This window comes from Streptomyces longwoodensis (assembly GCF_001514125.1).
GTDB classification, from domain to species: Bacteria; Actinomycetota; Actinomycetes; order Streptomycetales; family Streptomycetaceae; genus Streptomyces; species Streptomyces longwoodensis.
In genome coordinates, this window is record NZ_KQ948562.1 from 1 (window position 1) to 19,436 (window position 19,436).

The 19,436-nt window shown below is 73.1% G+C and carries 18 protein-coding genes; 5 read left to right on the top strand and 13 right to left on the bottom strand.

Annotated features, from left to right (window positions below; all coding sequences use genetic code 11):
• Positions 1–83: 83 nt before the first annotated feature.
• The 4 genes from AQJ30_RS30115 to AQJ30_RS30130 form a co-directional block, all read right to left on the bottom strand.
• Entirely contained in the window at positions 84–1,208 is a 1,125-nt protein-coding gene (locus AQJ30_RS30115) for a GuaB3 family IMP dehydrogenase-related protein (RefSeq protein ID WP_067240267.1), read from the bottom strand.
• 194 nt (positions 1,209–1,402) lie between these two features.
• Positions 1,403–2,911, bottom strand: a complete 1,509-nt coding sequence (guaB, locus tag AQJ30_RS30120; RefSeq protein ID WP_067240269.1) for an IMP dehydrogenase — start codon at positions 2,909–2,911, stop codon at positions 1,403–1,405.
• Positions 2,912–3,064: 153 nt separating this feature from the next.
• Positions 3,065–3,655, bottom strand: a complete 591-nt coding sequence (locus tag AQJ30_RS30125) for a sigma-70 family RNA polymerase sigma factor (protein ID WP_067240270.1) — start codon at positions 3,653–3,655, stop codon at positions 3,065–3,067.
• A 748-nt stretch (positions 3,656–4,403) separates the two neighbouring features.
• On the bottom strand, positions 4,404–5,015 hold the full coding sequence (locus AQJ30_RS30130; RefSeq protein WP_003948568.1) for a response regulator transcription factor: 612 nt from the start codon (positions 5,013–5,015) through the stop codon (positions 4,404–4,406).
• A gap of 380 nt (positions 5,016–5,395) precedes the next feature.
• Here AQJ30_RS30130 and AQJ30_RS30135 point away from each other — a divergent pair, with 380 nt between their 5' ends.
• The gene (locus AQJ30_RS30135) at positions 5,396–5,722 is read left to right on the top strand and encodes a WhiB family transcriptional regulator (RefSeq protein WP_067240272.1); all 327 of its coding nucleotides are present in this window, start codon (positions 5,396–5,398) and stop codon (positions 5,720–5,722) included.
• A 136-nt stretch (positions 5,723–5,858) separates the two neighbouring features.
• Here the strand turns inward: AQJ30_RS30135 and AQJ30_RS30140 are convergent, their stop codons facing one another.
• Positions 5,859–6,776 carry a LysR family transcriptional regulator gene (locus tag AQJ30_RS30140; RefSeq protein ID WP_067240274.1) on the bottom strand — a complete coding sequence of 306 codons (918 nt, stop codon included), beginning with the start codon at positions 6,774–6,776 and terminating at the stop codon, positions 5,859–5,861.
• Between the two features lie 80 nt (positions 6,777–6,856).
• Between AQJ30_RS30140 and AQJ30_RS30145 the strand changes: the two genes are divergently transcribed.
• The 3 genes from AQJ30_RS30145 (at position 6,857) to AQJ30_RS30155 (ending at position 9,200) form a co-directional block, all read left to right on the top strand.
• Positions 6,857–7,525, top strand: coding sequence for an MOSC domain-containing protein (locus AQJ30_RS30145; RefSeq protein WP_067240275.1), 669 nt, complete (start codon positions 6,857–6,859; stop codon positions 7,523–7,525).
• A gap of 93 nt (positions 7,526–7,618) precedes the next feature.
• Complete coding sequence (locus tag AQJ30_RS30150) at positions 7,619–8,392, top strand: SDR family NAD(P)-dependent oxidoreductase (RefSeq protein WP_067240277.1); 774 nt, start codon at positions 7,619–7,621, stop codon at positions 8,390–8,392.
• A 100-nt stretch (positions 8,393–8,492) separates the two neighbouring features.
• On the top strand, positions 8,493–9,200 hold the full coding sequence (locus tag AQJ30_RS30155) for an ester cyclase (protein WP_067240278.1): 708 nt from the start codon (positions 8,493–8,495) through the stop codon (positions 9,198–9,200).
• An 84-nt stretch (positions 9,201–9,284) separates the two neighbouring features.
• On the opposite strand, the gene groL is transcribed toward AQJ30_RS30155, so the two are convergent.
• From groL to AQJ30_RS30175, 4 genes are all read right to left on the bottom strand, one after another.
• Positions 9,285–10,910: a chaperonin GroEL gene (gene groL, locus AQJ30_RS30160; RefSeq protein WP_067240280.1), complete on the bottom strand. Its 1,626-nt coding sequence runs from the start codon at positions 10,908–10,910 to the stop codon at positions 9,285–9,287.
• A 139-nt stretch (positions 10,911–11,049) separates the two neighbouring features.
• The gene (gene groES, locus AQJ30_RS30165) at positions 11,050–11,358 is read right to left on the bottom strand and encodes a co-chaperone GroES (RefSeq protein WP_039652762.1); all 309 of its coding nucleotides are present in this window, start codon (positions 11,356–11,358) and stop codon (positions 11,050–11,052) included.
• Positions 11,359–11,588: 230 nt separating this feature from the next.
• Positions 11,589–12,395: a polysaccharide deacetylase family protein gene (locus AQJ30_RS30170; RefSeq protein WP_067240281.1), complete on the bottom strand. Its 807-nt coding sequence runs from the start codon at positions 12,393–12,395 to the stop codon at positions 11,589–11,591.
• Positions 12,392–13,369 (bottom strand): polysaccharide deacetylase family protein, encoded by a 978-nt coding sequence (locus AQJ30_RS30175; protein WP_079084403.1) that lies wholly within the window; start codon positions 13,367–13,369, stop codon positions 12,392–12,394. Before AQJ30_RS30175 ends, AQJ30_RS30170 begins: the two co-directional genes overlap by 4 nt.
• Positions 13,370–13,459: 90 nt before the next feature.
• Here AQJ30_RS30175 and AQJ30_RS30180 point away from each other — a divergent pair, with 90 nt between their 5' ends.
• Entirely contained in the window at positions 13,460–14,626 is a 1,167-nt protein-coding gene (locus tag AQJ30_RS30180; RefSeq protein ID WP_067240283.1) for a THUMP-like domain-containing protein, read from the top strand.
• Between the two features lie 76 nt (positions 14,627–14,702).
• Here the strand turns inward: AQJ30_RS30180 and AQJ30_RS30185 are convergent, their stop codons facing one another.
• The 4 genes from AQJ30_RS30185 to AQJ30_RS30200 form a co-directional block, all read right to left on the bottom strand.
• Positions 14,703–16,004: an RNA polymerase sigma factor gene (locus AQJ30_RS30185; RefSeq protein WP_067240285.1), complete on the bottom strand. Its 1,302-nt coding sequence runs from the start codon at positions 16,002–16,004 to the stop codon at positions 14,703–14,705.
• Positions 16,005–16,048: 44 nt separating this feature from the next.
• Complete coding sequence (locus tag AQJ30_RS30190; protein ID WP_067240286.1) at positions 16,049–16,405, bottom strand: YciI family protein; 357 nt, start codon at positions 16,403–16,405, stop codon at positions 16,049–16,051.
• Between the two features lie 188 nt (positions 16,406–16,593).
• Positions 16,594–17,655, bottom strand: a complete 1,062-nt coding sequence (locus AQJ30_RS30195; protein ID WP_079084405.1) for an LCP family protein — start codon at positions 17,653–17,655, stop codon at positions 16,594–16,596.
• 312 nt (positions 17,656–17,967) lie between these two features.
• Positions 17,968–19,077 (bottom strand): LacI family DNA-binding transcriptional regulator, encoded by a 1,110-nt coding sequence (locus tag AQJ30_RS30200; RefSeq protein WP_079084406.1) that lies wholly within the window; start codon positions 19,075–19,077, stop codon positions 17,968–17,970.
• Between the last annotated feature and the right edge of the window lie 359 nt (positions 19,078–19,436).

The window sequence follows — 19,436 nt, forward strand, 5'->3', positions numbered from 1 at the left end:
GCTAGGCCGTGTCCGCAAAGTCCCTCCCCCAGAGGGGGGACCCCCCGCCCTCCGGGCGGACAACGGGACTTTGCGGACACGACCTAGCGGCGGTGCTGGGAGTCCGCCACCGTCACCTCGACCCGCTGGAACTCCTTGAGCTCGCTGTAGCCCGTCGTGGCCATCGCGCGGCGCAGGGCGCCGAAGAGGTTCATGGAGCCGTCGGGGGTGTGGGACGGGCCCGTGAGGACCTCCTCGATGGTGCCGACCGTGCCGAGGTCGACCTTCTTGCCGCGCGGCAGCTCCTCGTTCACGGCCTCCATGCCCCAGTGGTGGCCCCGGCCCGGCGCGTCCGTGGCGCGGGCCAGCGGGGAGCCCATCATCACCGCGTCGGCGCCGCAGGCGACCGCCTTGGGCAGGTCGCCGGACCAGCCGACGCCGCCGTCCGCGATCACGTGCACGTACCGGCCGCCGGACTCGTCCATGTAGTCGCGGCGGGCCGCCGCCACGTCCGCGACCGCCGTCGCCATCGGGACCTGGATGCCCAGCACGTTGCGCGTGGTGTGCGCCGCGCCGCCGCCGAAGCCGACCAGCACGCCCGCCGCGCCGGTGCGCATCAGGTGCAGGGCCGCCGTGTACGTGGCGCAGCCGCCGACGATCACCGGGACGTCCAGCTCGTAGATGAACTGCTTCAGGTTCAGCGGCTCGTGCGCACCGGAGACGTGTTCGGCCGACACGGTCGTGCCGCGGATGACGAAGATGTCCACGCCCGCGTCCACGACGGCCTTGGAGAACTGCGCCGTGCGCTGCGGGGACAGCGCGGCCGCCGTGACCACGCCGGAGTCGCGCACCTCCTTGATGCGCGCGCCGATCAGCTCCTCCTTGATGGGAGCCGCGTAGATCTCCTGGAGGCGGCGGGTGGCCGACTCGGCGGGCAGCTCCACGATCTCGTCGAGCAGCGGCTGCGGGTCCTCGTAGCGCGTCCACAGGCCCTCGAGGTTCAGCACGCCGAGGCCGCCCAGCTCACCCATGCGGATCGCGGTGGCCGGGGAGACGACCGAGTCCATGGGGGCGGCCAGGAACGGCAGCTCGAAGCGGTAGGCGTCGATCTGCCAGGCGATCGAGACCTCCTTCGGGTCGCGCGTACGACGGCTGGGGACGACGGCGATGTCGTCGAAGGCGTACGCCCGGCGGCCGCGCTTGCCGCGCCCGATCTCGATCTCAGTCACGTCTGTGGCCTTTCCCTGATGCGTTGCAGCGTCTTCCAGTATCGCCGACGGTCGCCGACCGTCACGACAGCGGACGCCCGGACGTACCGGGAACGCGCCGAGGGCGGCCCCGGATGGTCCCGGGGCCGCCCTCGGCGGACAGGCGTCGGTCAGGCGTCGGTCAGACGCTGACGGGCGTCACGCGTGCGTGCGCGTCACCGCTTGGCGCTGTAGTTCGGCGCCTCGACCGTCATCTGGATGTCGTGCGGGTGGCTCTCCTTCAGGCCCGCCGACGTGATCCGCACGAAGCGGCCGTTGGCCTGCAGCTCGGGCACCGTGCGGCCGCCGACGTAGAACATCGACTGGCGCAGGCCGCCGACCAGCTGGTGGACCACGGAGGACAGCGGGCCGCGGTAGGGCACCTGGCCCTCGATGCCCTCGGGGATCAGCTGCTCGTCGGAGGCGACGCCCTCCTGGAAGTAGCGGTCCTTGGAGAACGACCTGCGCTCGCCACGGGTCTGCATGGCGCCCAGCGAGCCCATGCCGCGGTACGACTTGAACTGCTTGCCATTGATGAAGAGCAGCTCGCCCGGGGACTCCTCGCAGCCCGCGAGCAGCGAGCCCAGCATCACCGTGTCGGCGCCGGCGACCAGCGCCTTGGCGATGTCACCGGAGTACTGCAGGCCGCCGTCGCCGATGACCGGGACACCCGCCGCGCGGGCGGCCTCGGCGGCCTCGTAGATGGCCGTGACCTGCGGGACGCCGACACCGGCGACCACCCGGGTCGTACAGATGGAGCCCGGGCCGACGCCGACCTTGATGCCGTCGGCGCCCGCGTCGACGAGCGCCTGGGCGCCGTCGCGGGTGGCGATGTTGCCGCCGATGACGTCCACGCGCGTGTGGTTCGACTTGATCTTGGCGATCATGTCGCCGACCAGGCGGGAGTGGCCGTGCGCGGTGTCGACGACGATGAAGTCGACGCCCGCCTCGATCAGGGCCTGGGCGCGCTCGAAGGCGTCACCGGCGACACCGACCGCGGCACCGACCAGCAGGCGGCCCTCGGCGTCCTTGGCGGCGTTGGGGTACTTCTCCGCCTTGACGAAGTCCTTGACGGTGATCAGGCCCTTGAGGACGCCCTCGTCGTCGACCAGCGGCAGCTTCTCGATCTTGTGCTTGCGCAGCAGCTCCATGGCCTCGACGCCGGAGATGCCGACCTTGCCGGTGACCAGCGGCATCGGCGTCATGACCTCGCGCACCCGGCGCGTGCGGTCCGACTCGAAGGCCATGTCGCGGTTGGTGACGATGCCGAGCAGCTTCTTGTTGCCGTCGGTGACCGGCACGCCGCTGATGCGGAACTTGGCGCACAGCGCGTCGGCCTCGGCCAGCGTGGCGTCCGGGTGCACGGTGATCGGGTCGGCGACCATCCCCGACTCGGACCGCTTGACCAGGTCGACCTGGTTGGCCTGGTCCTCGATGGAGAGGTTGCGGTGCAGGACGCCGACGCCGCCCTGGCGGGCCATCGCGATCGCCATGCGCGACTCGGTGACCTTGTCCATGGCGGCGGACAGCAGCGGGATGTTCACCCGCACGTTCTTGGAGACGTACGAGGCGGTGTCGATCTCGTCGGGTGCCATGTCCGACGAGCCCGGCAGCAGCAGCACGTCGTCGTAGGTCAGCCCGAGCGTCGCGAATTTGTCGGGCACTCCGTCGACGTTGGCAGTCATGACACCTTCCCCAAATGGCCTTGATCGGTGCGGATGTCCATGCTAACGGGAAGCGGGGTGGTCTCATTCCACGGCCGGAGGCCGCCCCCGGCTTCGTACGTTCGTACGGACCGGGTCCACGCCCTGTTCACGAACGGGCCAACTCCGCGTGCCCTACTGCTCGGCGAGCGCGCGCAGCCGGCTGAGCGCGCGGTGCTGCGCCACCCGTACCGCCCCGGGTGACATTCCCAACATCTGTCCGGTCTCCTCGGCGGTCAGGCCCACCGCGATCCGCAGCAGCAGCAGCTCGCGCTGGTTCTCCGGGAGGTTCGCGAGGAGCTTCTTCGCCCACTCCGCGTCGCTGCTGAGCAGGGCGCGCTCCTCGGGTCCGAGGGAGTCGTCGGGCCGCTCGGGCATCTCGTCGGAGGGCACGGCCGTGGACCCCGGGTGGCGCATGGCCGCCCGCTGGAGGTCGGCCACCTTGTGCGCGGCGATGGCGAAGACGAACGCCTCGAAGGGGCGGCCGGTGTCCTTGTAGCGCGGCAGGGCGAGCAGGACGGCGACGCAGACCTCCTGCGCCAGGTCCTCCACGAAGTGCCGGGCGTCGCCGGGCAGCCGGGACAGACGGGTGCGGCAGTAGCGCAGGGCGAGGGGGTGGACGTGGGCGAGCAGGTCGTGCGTCGCCTGCTCGTCCCCGTCGACGGCGCGGTGCACGAGTGGGCCGATCGTCCCCTGGGCAGGAGTGGCCGCCTCGTCGTCGCGCATCGGTCCATGGTGCCCTGCGCGCGTCGGGTCCGCGGCACCGCGCCCGTCGTTGTGCACCGAAGCGTTATGAGCAGGTGCGCCGGAACTCATCCCCTGCGCCCTCCCCTTCCGCTCGACCGAATCGTCCCCGAGGAACTCCACACCTCAAGGATGCGGCATCCGCGCCGAAACGAGCAGCGGCCGTCGCGACCGAGCGCGGGACACCCCGCGCGCGGGGCCGCCGGGACGGGTGCGTGACGCCCCTCGCCCGGGCCCGCCAGGACGCCGCGGGCGTCCCGCACGGCACCGGCCGGACGGACGGGCGTCCACCCCGGCCGACCTGCGCGGAACGGCCCCGTCGACGTTCGCGCCCGGTCCGGCGGCCGGTGGGCCGGCGGCCACGCACGCGTGCGGGACGACGGGCCGCATACGGGACGAAAGGGCTCAACGCCGTGAGAAAGAACGCACCGCCGAGCCGCCGCTTCTCCCCGGGCGGGTGGAGTTCCCGCCCGGCCGACGGGTCCCGGGCCGCGGGCCCCAGGCCGTGTCTTCCGGGTCAGCCGAGGGCGTCGACCGGACGGGAGGGCCCCCGCTCCGGCACGGTCGGGCGCAGGCACCTCGGTCCCGACGGCCACGCCGCGGCACTCGACGGTGCCGCGGTCGGCGTCGCCGCGGGGGGCGCGCCCGTCCCGTTCGAGTGGGACGGGTGCGCGCGCCGCGCCGTACGCCCCCCAGGGGCGAGGCCCCGGGACGAACCGGGAGACACGGCCTAGCGGACGAGACCCCACCGGAAGCCCAGCGCGACCGCGTGGGCGCGGTCGGAGGCGCCGAGCTTCTTGAACAGCCGCCGGGCGTGGGTCTTGACGGTGTCCTCGGAGAGGAACAGCTCCCGGCCGATCTCCGCGTTGGAGCGGCCGTGGCTCATGCCCTCGAGCACCTGGATCTCCCGCGCGGTGAGCGTGGGTGCGGCGCCCATCTCGGCCGAGCGAAGCCTGCGCGGGGCGAGCCGCCAGGTCGGGTCGGCGAGGGCCTGGGTCACCGTGGCCCTCAACTCCGCGCGCGAGGCGTCCTTGTGGAGGTAGCCCCGGGCGCCGGCGGCGACCGCGAGCGCCACGCCGTCCAGGTCCTCGGCGACCGTCAGCATGATGATGCGTGCGCCGGGGTCGGCGGACAGCAGCCGCCGCACGGTCTCGACGCCGCCCAGACCGGGCATGCGCACGTCCATCAGGATGAGGTCGGAACGGTCGGCGCCCCAGCGGCGGAGGACTTCCTCGCCGTTGGCCGCCGTGGTCACGCGCTCGACGCCGGGCACGGTCGCGACCGCGCGGCGCAGCGCCTCTCGGGCGAGCGGGGAGTCGTCACAGACGAGGACGGAAGTCATGGCCGCCCTCCGCAGCTGATGCGCGTCACCTTGTGCCTCCAGGCTGGTACGAATCGTCACCTGTGCGGTCGACCGTCTCGGACGCCTGCCCGAGCGCTTGTGTTTTCAACCGCCTCCACACTCTCAACGACGGTCACTCGAAAGAGTTACGGGGCTGCGTGCACTCTTCGGCACTCTACGTGAGGGACCGGACACGACCCGGGGAAGCACTGCCGACCCTCAAGCTTTCATCACAAGCCGTGCCCCATTCGGCCCCATTTCTTCCCTTTTCCTGGTGTCTGAGGCTAGATTCGCAATGAGTCATATTTTCATCTCCTTAGATCGTAGTTGTACGGTCGTGGGCACCGTATCCGCTCTGAACGGCTACAAGGGGTCACGCAATGGCAGATTTCTCCCGCCTTCCCGGACCGAACGCGGACCTGTGGGACTGGCAGCTGCTGGCTGCCTGTCGCGGGGTGGACAGCTCGCTCTTCTTCCATCCGGAGGGCGAGCGCGGGGCGGCCCGGAGCGCTCGCGAGAACTCGGCCAAGGAGGTCTGCATGAGGTGCCCGGTACGTGCTCAGTGCGCGGCGCACGCGTTGGCGGTGCGCGAGCCGTACGGGGTGTGGGGCGGATTGACCGAGGACGAGCGCGAGGAGTTGATGGGGCGGGCCCGCACCCGCCTCGTATCGTCGTCGAGCGGCATGGACACCGCTTCGAACAACTGAAGGAACGTTTCCGCACGATGTTGGAAGGTGTCGTCACCCCTCAGTGCACCGGCGGAGGGCATCCCGGACGTCAGGTCGGGACGCCCTCCGTGTCATTTCCGGCGGAGTCGCCCGCGGACGACGGGGGTTCCCGCGCTCAGCGCGGCCGCGCCGCCCGCTGGAGTTCACCGAGCGTCGCCGCCACCGCCGGCACCTGCGCTAGGTCGGGCAGGGTCAGCGCGACGATCTCGCGGCGCACCGCCGGTTCCAGCGTCACCGTACGCGCACCGCGCGGGCGTACGGAGGCGACGGCCAGCTGCGGCAGCACGGCCACGCCGAGGCCGGCGCCGACCAGCCCCACCACGGCCGGGTAGTCGTCGGTGGCGAAGTCGATGCGGGGCGTGAAGCCCGCGCCCTCGCACACCTGCACCAACTGGCCCCGGCAGCGCGGGCACCCCGCGATCCACGGCTCGTCGGCCAGGTCCCCGATGGCGACGGACCCCGCGGCGGCCAGCCGGTGCCGCTCGGGCACGAGCCCGACCAGACGGTCGGTCAGCAGCGGCCGTACGACGAGGTCGTCCCACTCCTCGGGGCCCGGGGCGCGCTCGGCGCCGGCCGGCTTCTCGTAGCGGAAGGCGAGGGCGACGTCGCAGTCGCCGGCGCGCAGCTTGTCCACCGACTCGGGCGGCTCGGCCTCCTCCAGGGAGACGCGGGTGCCGGGGTGGGCGGCGCGCAGGGCGGCCAGGGCGGTGGGGACGAGGGTCGAGCTGCCGCTCGGGAACGACACCAGGCGGACCCGGCCGGCGCGCAGCCCGGCGATCGCGGCGACCTCCTCCTCGGCCGCCGTCAGCCCGGCGAGGATGCCGGACGCGTGCCGCACGAGGGCTTCGCCCGCCTGGGTCAGGCGCATCTCGCGTCCGGTGCGCACCAGCAGGGGCGTGCCGACGGACGCCTCCAGGGCCTTCATCTGCTGGCTGACGGCGGGCTGGGTGCAGCCCAGCTCGCGCCCCGCCGCGGAGAAGGAGCCCGTGGCGGCGACGGCGCGCAGCACACGGAGATGACGGGCCTCGATCACCCGTCGAGCATAAGCCAGACTTGGGCCGCGCGCCGAATAATGCGTGGACGCTTTGACCCCGGCCCGCCTACCGTGCGGGCATGAGGCTTCTCTCCCTGAACCTGGGCCGGGCCGCGGCCGTCCCGTACACCGACCAGCCGCAGGGCCTGACCGGGATCGACAAGCGGCCCGTCGACCACCCCGTGCTGGTCACGGCGCCCGGTCCCAAGGGCACCGGGGGCAGCGGCCTGGCCGGGGACGCGGTGTGCGACCTGCGCCACCACGGCGGGGACGACCAGGCGGTGTACGCCGTCGCGCGCGAGGACCTCGACGCGTGGGAGCGCGAGCTGGGGCGCCCGCTGGCGAACGGCTCGTTCGGCGAGAACCTCACCACCGAGGGGCTCGACGTGTCGGACGCGGTGATCGGCGAGCGCTGGCAGGTCGGGGCCGAGCTGGTGCTGGAGGTGACCGGGGGCCGGATCCCGTGCCGGACGTTCCAGGGCCACCTGGGCGAGCGGGGCTGGGTCAGGCGGTTCACGCAGAAGGGCGCGACGGGGGCGTATCTGCGGGTGATCGTGCCCGGCGAGATCCGCGCGGGGGACGCGATACGGGTCGTGCACCGGCCCGGGCACGGGGTGACCGCCCGGATGGAGTTCCGGGCCACGACCACCGAGCGGGACCTGCTGCCGCGACTGCTGGACGCGGGCGAGGCCCTGCACCCGGAGGCGCTGGCGCAGGCGCGGAAGTACGTGGCGCGGCAGGGCGGCTGAGCCCGCGTCACCGGGGCCGGCCACCGTTTCCCACCTGGTGGGACGGCCCCGTGCGCGCCGGACGCCGTCGGTCCGGGTCACTACGCTGCTGCCATGACAACGGCTCTGATTACGGGATCGACCGCGGGTATCGGTGCCGCGTTCGCGCGGCGGCTGGCGGCGGACGGGCACGACCTGGTGCTCGTCGCACGGGACACCAAGCGGCTGCGGGAGCAGGCGACCGAGCTGCACGACCGGCACGGCATCGAGGCGGAGGTGCTGACGGCCGACCTGGCGGCCGACGCGGGCATCGAGGCGGTCGCCGCCCGGCTCGGTGACCGGCGCCGCCCCGTCGACCTGCTGGTCAACAACGCCGGCTTCGGCAACAAGGGCCGTTACCTCGAGGTCTCGCTGGCCGACGAGCTGCGGATGCTCAAGGTGCACTGCGAGGCGGTGCTGCGCCTGACCTCGGCGGCGACGGAGGCCATGCGGGACCGCGGGCGCGGGGGCGTCGTCAACGTCGCGTCGGTCGCCGCGTTCGTGCCGCGCGGGACCTACGGCGCCTCCAAGGCGTGGGTCGTGCAGTTCACGCAGGGCGTGGCGCGGGACCTGGCGGGCAGCGGCGTGCGGCTGATGGCGCTGTGCCCCGGGTTCGTGCGCACGGAGTTCCACGAGCGGGCCGGGATGGGCACGGACAACATCCCCGGCTGGATGTGGCTGGACGCGGACAAGGTGGTCGCCTCGGCGCTGCACGACCTGGCCCGCGGGCGGACGCTGTCGATCCCGGACCCGCGCTACAAGGCGCTGATGGGCGCGGCGAAGCTGGTGCCGCGCGGGATGCTGGGCGGCCTGTCGTCGCGGACGGGGCGCAAGTACGGGCCCCAGTGAGCCCCTCCCGGGCGGGCGGCCGGTGACCGGGGGCGCCGAGCGCCCGCCGGTGGGAAAATGGGCGCGACGGTACCCGACCACGGGGGACCGGAGGCGCGCCATGACCTTCGTACAGCTCATCGAGTGCAGGACGAGCCGGCTGGACGAGATGAACCGGCTCATGGACGAGTGGGTCGAGAAGACCAAGGGGAAGCGGACGGCGACGCACGCGGTGGTCGGCACCGACCGCTCGGACGCGTCGCACGTCGTCGAGATCGTGGAGTTCCCGTCGTACGAGGAGGCGATGCGGAACTCGAACCTGCCCGAGACCGACCAGGTCTTCCGGGACATGGTCGCCCTGTGCGACGAGATGCCGACGTTCACCGACCTGGACGTGGTGCGCGACGCGCAGCTGGCCGAGGACACCGCGCGGCGGCTCTTCGAGGTGCTCGCCACCCCGGGTGACCTCCCCCCGCTCAACGACCTGCTCGACGAGGACGTCCACAGCGTCGACCCGGTCAACCCGGGGCCCACGATCGGGCTGGACGCGGTGCGCGCCGAGTTCCGGATGTGGCGCGGCGCCTTCGACTTCGCGTTCACGGTCGAGGACCTGGTCGCGCAGACCGGCCGGGCCTGCGCCCGCTGGACCTGGGACGCCACCCACACCGGCGACTTCCTGGGCATCGCCCCCACGGGCAAGCGGGTCACCATGACCGGGATGACGATGTGCGGCTTCGGCCCCGACGGCAAGATCACCGAGCTGTGGTGGCAGCACGACCAGCTGGGACTGATGCAGCAACTGGGGGCGCTGGAGCCGCTGGAGCGGTGACCCGGGGCCGGGGAACGCGCGGTGCCCGGCACCCCCCGTGAGGGGTGCCGGGCACCGTTCGTTCAGCTCGGGTCGAGCTCGGGCTCAGTGGGCGTGCCCGTGGCTGTGGCCCGCGGCGGCCGGCTCTTCCTCTTCCTTCTTCTCGACGACCAGGGTCTCGGTCGTGAGCAGCAGGGAGGCGATGGAGGCGGCGTTCTCCAGGGCGGAGCGGGTGACCTTGACCGGGTCGATGACGCCGGCCTTCACCAGGTCGCCGTACTCGCCGGTGGCGGCGTTGTAGCCGCTGCCCTTCTCGAGCTCGGCGACCTTGGAGACGATGACGTAGCCCTCGAGGCCCGCGTTCTCGGCGATCCAGCGCAGCGGCTCGACGGCGGCCTTGCGGACCACGGAGACGCCGGTGGCCTCGTCGCCGGTCTTGTCGAGGTTGCCCTCGAGGACCTTGACGGCGTGGACCAGGGCGGAGCCACCACCGGAGACGATGCCCTCCTCGACCGCGGCGCGGGTCGCGGAGATGGCGTCCTCCAGACGGTGCTTCTTCTCCTTCAGCTCCACCTCGGTGGCGGCGCCGACCTTGATCACGCACACGCCGCCGGCCAGCTTCGCGAGGCGCTCCTGGAGCTTCTCGCGGTCCCAGTCGGAGTCGGTGTTCTCGATCTCGGCCTTGATCTGCGCGACGCGGCCCTGGACGTCGGCGGAGTTGCCGCCGCCGTCGACGAGGGTGGTGTCGTCCTTGGTGACGGTGACGCGGCGGGCGGAGCCGAGCACGTCGATGCCGACCTGGTCGAGCTTGAGGCCGACCTCCTCGGAGATGACGGTGGCGCCGGTCAGGACGGCCATGTCCTGCAGCATCGCCTTGCGGCGGTCACCGAAGCCCGGGGCCTTGACGGCCACCGCGTTGAAGGTGCCGCGGATCTTGTTGACCACCAGGGTCGACAGGGCCTCGCCCTCGACGTCCTCGGCGATGATCAGCAGCGGCTTGGAGGAGTTGGTCTGGATGACCTTCTCCAGCAGCGGCAGCAGGTCGGCGATGGAGGAGATCTTGCCCTGGTTGATGAGGATGTAGGGGTCCTCCAGGACGGCCTCCATGCGCTCCTGGTCCGTCACGAAGTACGGCGACAGGTAGCCCTTGTCGAAGGCCATGCCCTCGGTGAAGTCCAGCTCCAGGCCGAAGGTGTTGGACTCCTCGACGGTGATGACACCGTCCTTGCCGACCTTGTCCATCGCCTCGGCGATGAGCTCGCCGACCTGCTGGTCCTGGGCGGACAGCGCGGCGACGGCGGCGATGTCGGACTTCTCGTCGATCGGGCGGGCCGAGGCGAGCAGGTCCTCGGAGACCGCCTTGACCGCGGCGTCGATGCCCTTCTTCAGGGCGGCCGGGGAGGCACCGGCGGCGACGTTCTTCAGGCCCTCGCGCACCAGCGCCTGGGCGAGCACGGTGGCGGTGGTGGTGCCGTCACCCGCGATGTCGTTGGTCTTGGTCGCCACCTCCTTCACCAGCTGGGCGCCGAGGTTCTCGTACGGGTCCTCGATCTCGACCTCACGGGCGATCGTGACACCGTCGTTGGTGATGGTGGGGGCGCCGAACTTCTTGTCGATGACGACGTTGCGGCCCTTGGGGCCGATCGTCACCTTGACCGTGTCGGCCAGCTTGTTGACGCCGCGCTCGAGGGCGCGACGGGCGTCCTCGTCGAACTTCAGGATCTTCGCCATGACAGCGGGAGCCCTCTCGGAAACTTGGGCGGAAAAATCGGGTGAAATGAGCCGCGCCCCCGGCGCCCGGCTGATTAATGGTCGCAGGGTGCCAGGGGCGCAGATCGAGCAAAGGCGCTTCGCGAGGAAGCGGGGTGAACTACTTCTCGATGATCGCGAGGACGTCGCGGGCCGAGAGGACGAGGTACTCCTCGCCGTTGTACTTCACCTCGGTGCCGCCGTACTTGCTGTACAGGACGACGTCGCCGACCTTGACGTCGAGCGGCAGGCGCTCGCCGTTCTCGAAGCGGCCCGGGCCCACGGCGAGGACGGCGCCCTCCTGGGGCTTCTCCTTCGCGGTGTCCGGGATGACCAGGCCAGAGGCCGTGGTCTGCTCGGCGTCCAGCGGCTGGACCACGATGCGGTCCTCGAGCGGCTTGATGGCAACCTTGGAGCTGGCGGTCGTCACGATCCGACCTCCCCCTTCGGAGATCTCACGGGGTTAACTGTCTGAGGTGGCGACCAGGTCGATCCGTCGTCGCGGGTGCCGGACCTGCCCGTCGCGTTGTTGGCACTCTCACGTGGGGAGTGCCAGAGCCGAGACTATGACCGCGATTAGCACTCGGTCAAGCGGAGTGCCAACGACGGCCGGTGTGTCCGTGCCGGGGACCCCCGTTCGCGGTGCTCCCGGGGGCGGTGTCAGAGGTAGTCCTCCAGGTGTCCCACCGTCAGCCCCTGCCCCTGGACGGCCCGCAGCAGACGGGTGGTGCGCTCCCGCAGCCCCGGACCGGACAGCTCGTCGGGGTCGACGGTGACGATGTCGCCGGGGAGCAGCCGGTGCGGGCCGTGGGTGAAGGTGAGCTCGGCGGGTCCCATGGCGGCCCGCCACAGGACGACGGCCGTGATGCCGCAGTCGGCGGCGGCGCGCAGGGTCGTCGTGTCGTACGTGCCGTACGGCGGGCGGAACAGGCGCGGGCGCACGCCGAAGCGGGCGTGCAGCTTGTCCTGCTGGCCGCAGATCTCGGCGCGCTGGCCGGCGTGGGGCAGGCCGCGCAGGGCCGCGTGGTCGAGGGTGTGGTTCTCCAGGTCGGCGCCGACCGCCCGCAGGCGCGCGAAGTGGCCGTAGCCCGGGCCGACCACGCTGTCGGTGAGGAACATGCTCACTGGGAGCCGCAGTTCGCGGACCATGTCGACGAAGCGGGGGTCGCGTTCGGCGCCGTCGTCGTAGGTGAGGAAGACCACGGGGTCGCGGGTGGGGACCCGGTCGACGACGCGGGGCGGGGCGGAGCGCGACGGGCCGCCGGGCAGCGGGTGGCGCGGGGCGGGGGCCAGCGGGGTGGCCAGGCCCCAGCGCCGGTGGGCGGGTGCGGCGGCCGCGCCGTGCGGGTGCACGCGTTCGGCGGCCTTCTTGCCGAGCCGTTCGATGGGGTCGACCGACTGGGCGCAGCCGGCCAGGACGAGCAGTGCGGTCGCCGCCGCGGCGGCCACCAGCCCCCGGGGCCTCACAGGTAGTCCTCCAGCCGGGCCACCGCGTACCCCTTGGCCGTCACCTTGTTCAGGAACCGGCGGACCATATCGGGCATGGTGCCCTTCCACTCGCTCCGGCCGCGGAAGTGGGTGAGCACGATGTCACCGGGGTGCAGGTCGCGGTCGCCCTCCCGGTAGTCCCAGTGGTCGACGAAGACCTCCTCGTCCCACAGCGCGGCGTACCGGATCCCGCAGCTCTTCGCGGCGCGCAGGGTGTTCCGGTCGTAGTTGCCGTAGGGCGGCCGGAAGACGGTCGGGCGCCTGCCGTAGCGCTCCTCCAGGACGCGCTGCATGCCGCAGATCTCGGCCTTCTGGCGGGCGTAGGACAGGGCCGGCAGGTAGGGGTGGTGCAGCGTGTGGTTGTTCAGGGTCACGCCCGCGGCCTGCATCCGCTTGAAGTAGCCGTAGTCCTCCTTGATCAGGAAGTCGGAGAGGAAGGCGGTGTACGGCACCTTCAGGTCGCTCATCATGCGCAGGAACGCCGGGTCCTTCTCGGCGCCGTCGTCGATGGTGAGGAAGACGACCTTGTCCCGGGTGGGGACGGTGGTGAGGACCGGCGGCAGGCCGAGTTCCTCCTGCCCGTCGACCTCGAAGCCCTCGCGGGTGGTGATGTGCGGCTTGCGCGCGGGCGGCGCCGGCGCGGGGAGCGGCACCCGGCGCAGGCCCCAGCGCCTGGCGGCGGCGACCCGGGCCGCCTGCTCGGCGCGCAGCCTCCCGGCGTACGACATCAGCGCGCGGGCCGGGCCGGCCTGTTCGGGCTGCTGGCCCGCCGCGGGACCGCCGCCCGGGGCGTGGCTCCCCGTGCGCCCGCAGCCGGCCGGGGCGAGGGCGAGGAGGGCCAGGAGCAGGAGGGCGCGCCGCGCGCCGGCCCCGGGGCGCCCGCCGCGCCCCGCACCGGGCCGCCCCACGGACTCCCCCCTCCGCTTTTCATCGTTTTGTACGACTTCTCGCATGGAGCCGGATCTTCCCAGCCGCCGTCGGGGAACCCGGCCCGACACCGCGGCCGGCGGCGTACGGTCCTCCGACTGGCCCACAATGAGCCGGTGAACGACCTCGCTCCCCTGCTGACCCCCGAGGGCCGGGCCCTCCTCGACGCGGTGCGCGGCACCGCGTCCGCCGACGAACTCGCCGTCGCCACCCGGCTGCGCCGCGACCATCCCGCGCCGCTGGTCTCGGCGGCCCTCGCCCAGGCCCGGCTGCGGCAGCGGGCGGTGGCGAAGTTCGGCACCGAGGACGCCCACCGGATGTTCTTCACGCCCGACGGGGTCGAGCAGTCGACCCGGGCGAGCGTGGCCGCGTACCGGGCCGCGCGGCTCAAGGAGCTGGGCGTGACCTCGGTGGCCGACCTGTGCTGCGGCATCGGCGGGGACGCGATCGCGCTCGCCCGCGCCGGGATCCGGGTCCTCGCGGTGGACCGCGACCCGGCGACGGCGGCGACCGCGCGGGCCAACGCGGACGCGCTCGGGCTCGACGGCCTGATCGAGGTGCGGGAGGCCGACGTCACGGAGGTCGACACCTCCGGTCACGACGCGGTCTTCGTCGACCCCGCCCGGCGCGGCGGACGCGGCCGGATCTTCGACCCGGAGGCTTACTCGCCGCCCCTGTCCTGGGCGGTGGCGGCGGCCCGCACGGCCCGGGTCGCCGCGCTGAAGATCGCGCCCGGCGTCCCGCACGAGGCGGTCCCGGCCGACGCCGAGGCCGAGTGGCTCTCGGACCACGGGGACGTGAAGGAGGCGGTGCTGTGGTTCGGCACCGCGCCGGGCACCGTCCGCGCGACGCTCCTGCCCGGCCCCCGCACCCTGCGCGGCGCCGGTCTGCCGGACCCGCCGGTCCGCCCCCTCGGCCGCTACCTCTACGAGCCCGACGGCGCCGTCATCCGCGCCCACCTGGTCGCCGACGTGGCCGCGGAGCTGGACGGCGGCCTGCTCGACGCGACCATCGCGTACGTCACCGCCGACACCCTGCGCCCCACCCCGTACGCCACGGCGTACGAGATCACCGACCAGCTCCCGTTCAACGTCAAGAAGCTGAAGGCGCTGCTCCGCGAGCGCGGGGTGGGCGTGCTCACCGTGAAGAAGCGCGGCTCGGCGGTGGAGCCGGAGGAACTGCGCCGCAAGGTCAAGCCGCAGGGCCCGCACGCGGCGACGGTGTTCCTCACCCGCGTGGCGGGCGCCCCGACGATGCTGATCGGCGCACCGGCCGCGGTGTGAGTCCGCCGGGGGCGCGCGACGTCCCCGGTGCGCTGGGTGGTCCGGTCCGGTCGGTCTGATCGGCGCCCCGTGCCGCTCAGGCCCCGTCGTCCAGTTCCCTGAGACGTTCCAGGAGCAGGTCGCGTTCGCGGGTGTTGGACGTGAGGGACGCCGCGCGTTCGAGTTCCGCGCGGGCCTCCGTCGTGCGGCCGAGGCGGGTCAGCAGGTCGCCGCGGACGCTGGGCAGCAGGTGGTAGTCGCGCAGGGCCGGTTCACCGGCGAGGGCGTCGACCAGCGCGAGGGCCTCGGCCGGGCCCTCGGCCATCGACACGGCCACCGCGCGGTTGAGCTCGACCACCGGGGACGGGGAGCGGACGGCGAGCAGGCCGTACAGGGTGGCGATGGTGCGCCAGTCGGTGTCCTCGTAGGTGTACGCGTGCGCGTGGCACGCGGCGATGGCCGCCTGGAGCGCGTACGGGCCGGGCGGGCCGGAGCCGGCGGACTCGGCGCGGGCGAGCGCCGTGATGCCGCGGGTGATGAGCAGGCGGCTCCAGCGGCGGCGGTCCTGGTCCCGCAGCAGGACCGGCCTGCCGTCCGGGTCGGTGCGCGCCGGGGTGCGCGACGCCTGGAACTCCAGCAGCGCCGCCAGGGCGTGCACCTCGGGTTCCTTCGGCATCAGGCCCTGGAGCCGGCGGGCAAGCCGCAGCGCGTCCTCGCACAGCGCCGGGCGCAGCCAGTCGTCGCCGGCGGTCGCCGCGTACCCCTCGTTGAAGACCAGGTAGATGACGTCCAGGACCGAGCCCAGGCGGGCCTCGCGGTCGGGGCCGTAGGGCACTTCGAAGGCGACGTTGCGCCGGGCGAGGGTGCGCTTGGCGCGGACGATCCGCTGGGCGACGGTCGGCTCCGGCACCAGGAAGGCGCGCGCGATCTCGGCCGTGGACAGACCGCCGAGCAGCCGCAGCACCAGGGCGGTGCGGGCCTCGGCGGACAGCACCGGGTGGCACGCGGTGAACACCAGGCGGAGCAGGTCGTCGTCGATGTCGTCCGGGTCGGCGGGCTCCTCGAACGGCTGGACGGTGTCCAGGTCCCGGCCGAGCTCCGCCAGCTTGCGGGCGTAGGTCTCCCGGCGGCGCACCAGGTCGACCGCGCGGCGCCGGGCGGTGGTCGTCAGCCAGGCGCCCGGGTTGTCCGGCACACCGTCGCGCGGCCATTGCTCCAGCGCGGCGACCAGCGCGTCCTGCGCCAGTTCCTCGGCGATGCCGACGTCCCGCACGACCCGGGCCGCGGCGGCGACGACGCGCGGGGACTCCAGCCGGAACACGGTCTCGATGGCCCGGCGCGAGTCGTCGGCAGGGGGGCGGCCGCGCTCGGGGGCGGCGGCGGTGGGCTGTCGTTCCACAGCCCACCATCGAACACCCCGAGCGGCGGCGAGCCAAGCGGAGGTCAGCCCTCCGCGATCTCGCGGACCTCGCAGGTCACCGTCCAGAACGGCTCGTGCACCTTCAGGAACCGCTTGGTCCACTCCAGGGCCTCGGCACGGTCCTTGCACTGCATGATCGCGTAGCCGCCGACGACCTCCTTGGCCTCGGTGAACGGCCCGTCGGTCACCGACAGCTCGCCGCCCTCCCAGTGCACCCGCGTGCCCTGCGCGGACGGCGTGAGGCCTGCGGTGTCGAGCATCACCCCGGCCTTGGTGATCTCCTCGATCAGCTCGCCCATCCGCTGCATCAGCTCGGGGCTCGGGCCCTCGGCGGGGGCGGACGCCTCGTCGATCTTCACGAGGGACAGGTAGCGCGGCATGGTCACTCCTCGGGTCGGCGGCGGGGTCCGTCCCCGCCTTCCACACCTACGTCGATCGGCGCGCGACGGGATCGACACGAGGCCCGGAGATTTCCCGGAACTTTTTCCCGGCGGCCGGGACGATCCTCCCGGTCCCGGTCCCGGTCCCGGTCCGGGTCCCAGGTCCCGGTCCCGGTCCCGGTCCCGGGCTACCGCAGCGACTGCCACAGCTGTCGCGCCTGCGGTTGCTTCGCCACCACCCGGTTGGGGTCGGAGGGGGCCGTGACCACCGGCATGGTCACCGTCGTCACGCGCTCGGAGGCGAGGTCCGACAGGCTCCGCCCCAGCCCGGTCAGCTCGCCCAGCGAGTCCAGGCCGGTGTCCGTGGTGAGGCCGGCGGTGAGCGCGTCGGCGACCCGGTACAGCCGGGCCGGGTCGGTCAGCAGGCCGGCGTGCGCGATCTGGTCGAGCAGGGCCTTCACCAGCTCCTGCTGGAGCCCTATGCGCCCCAGGTCGCTGCCGTCGCCCGTGCCGTGCCGGGTGCGGGCCAGGGCGAGGGCGGTCGTGCCGTCGAGGTGGTGGGTGCCGGCCGCCAGGTGCAGGTGGCTGTAGTCGTCGTCGATGTCCTGGTCCGTGGTGACGGTGACCCCGCCGAGCGCGTCGACGATGCGGGCGAACCCCGAGAAGTCGACCTCGACGTAGTGGTCCATGCGCACCCCGGTGAGCGACTCGACGGTCTTGACCGCGCACACCGGACCGCCCACCTCGTAGGCGGTGTTGAACATGACGCCGTGCGCGACCGGCGTCGACCCGCCGGAGGTGCGCGGGCAGGACGGCCGGGTCACCAGGGTGTCGCGCGGGATGCTCACCACGGTCGCGCTCCTGCGCCCCGCGTCGACGTGCACCACCATCGCCGTGTCGGAGCGGGCGCCGCCGCTGTCGCCGCCCCCGAGCGCCTTGTTCTCCTTGCCGCTGCGCGAGTCGGAGCCGAGGACCAGGAGGGTCAGGGCCCCGGTCGGCAGCGGGGTGGCGTCGGCGCCGGACGCCGAGGGGGTGACGACCGCCCTGGCCGGGCGGTCGTCGCCGAGCGCGCCGTCGATGTCGACGCCGGTGATGTTGTCGTCGAGGTGCCGGTAGGCCCAGCCCGCCGCCGCCAGGCCCAGGACCAGGGCACCCGCCAGGGTGAGCCCGGCGGCCTTCCACAGGACCGGCCGCCGGCCTGGTCGTCCGTCGTGTCCGCCGTCCTCGCCCTGCTCCTCGTGTCGCGTCACAGCAGGAACGTACGTCCGAATTATGAGGGCGCTGTGAGGAACGGCGGGCCGGTGCCGCTTTCTTGCGGGAATCTCACGTTCAGCCCAGTGTCACGGCCGGCACGGATTGCCGCCGCTCCAGGTGCCGTTGAAGCCGAAGGTGACCGACTTCATGGCGTGCTGGAGGATCTCATGGCGGGTGCCTTCGAAAGTTTCGGTCGTGTCACCGATTGACTTCGGAGGAGTGTGGAGGGGCCCGCACCACCCGTCAATACGTCACCTTCCGGCCACCGGAACCACCCGGGCACCGGCGGGACGCGGGCCCCCTCCCGCTCACTCGGCGCCCGGCGCCCCCGTGCTCGCCCGCACCACCAGGCTCGTCGCCAGCTCCACCCGGGTCGCGGCCGAGGCCTCGTCGGCGCGGCCGAGCTCCAGCACCAGCCGGGCCGCCGCCTCGGCCATCTCGGTCAGCGGCTGCCGTACGGTCGTCAGCGGCGGCCCGACCCAGCGGGCCACCGGCAGGTCGTCGAAGCCGACCACGCTGACGTCCTCCGGGATGCGCAGGCCCAGCTCACGGGCGGCCTCGTACAGGCCGAGCGCCTGGAGGTCGTTGCCGGCGAAGACCGCGGTGGGGCGGTCGGGGCGGGAGAGCAGCTCGCGGCCGAGCCGGTAGCCGGTCTCGTGGTGGAAGTCCCCCGTTTTGATCAGCCCCGGGTCGACCGGCAGCCCGGCGGTCTCCAGCGCGGCACGGTAGCCGTCGATGCGGGCCCGGCTGCACATCATCGCCGGCGGCCCGCTGATCGCGCCGATCCGCCGGTGGCCGAGGTCGACCAGGTGCCGGGTGGCGGCGAGGCCGCCCTGCCAGTTGGTCGCGCCGATCGAGGGGACGTCGGCGCCCGGGTCGCCGGCCGGGTCCATCACCACGAAGGGGATGGAGCGGCTGGTGAGCAGCGCGCGCTGGGACTCGTCGAGCTCGGACAGCACCAGCACCACGCCGTGCGGGCGGCGCGCGGCGACCTGGTCGGCCCAGGTCCGGCCCGGGGTGAGCCGACCCGCGCTCTCGCTGAGCACCACGCTGAGCCCCGCGTCCCGCGCCACGTTCTCCACGCCCCGGATGACCTCCATCGCCCAGGCGCTCTCCAGCTCGTGGAAGACCAGGTCGAGCAGGGGCGAGCGGGTCGCCTCGGCGCGCCGGCGCCGGTAGCCGTGGGCGCGCAGCAGCTCCTCGACGCGGGTCCGGGTCGCGGGCGCGACGTCGGCGCGGCCGTTGAGGACCTTCGAAACAGTCGGCGCGGACACACCGGCCTCGCGGGCGATCTCCGCGAGGGTGGCGGTCTGCGCCGTCCGGCCCTCGGCCCGTGGCGCCGATCGTTCTTGCGCAGGCATCGCCGACCGGTCCTGCGCTGTGGTCGTCCGCGTCTCAGCGGGCTCGGGGGGTCTCATGGCCGCGATCGTATCCCCGCGCGACCCCTTGACGAACCCCTGGCGGCGCCATAGGTTCCCGGAACATTCGACTGACTCGGCGAAACATTCGGAGTCGCGGCTTCGTCACCAGCCCGGTGGCTCACCGGACCCCGGACGGGAGGTCCACGACCGGGCGGGTTGCCGGACGTGCTGGTGGCGACCGGCGTCGTGGGGGTGCTGGTCGTGCTGACCGGCCGCCCCCGCCACCGGGGCCGACGGCACGGACGCCTGGGCGGGGTGGTCCGGGCGTTCCTCCCGGGGGAGGAGGGCGGCCCGGCGGTGCAGGGAGCGCCGCCGGGCCGCACCTGCCGCCCGCCTCGGCCCACCGCCGGAGCCGG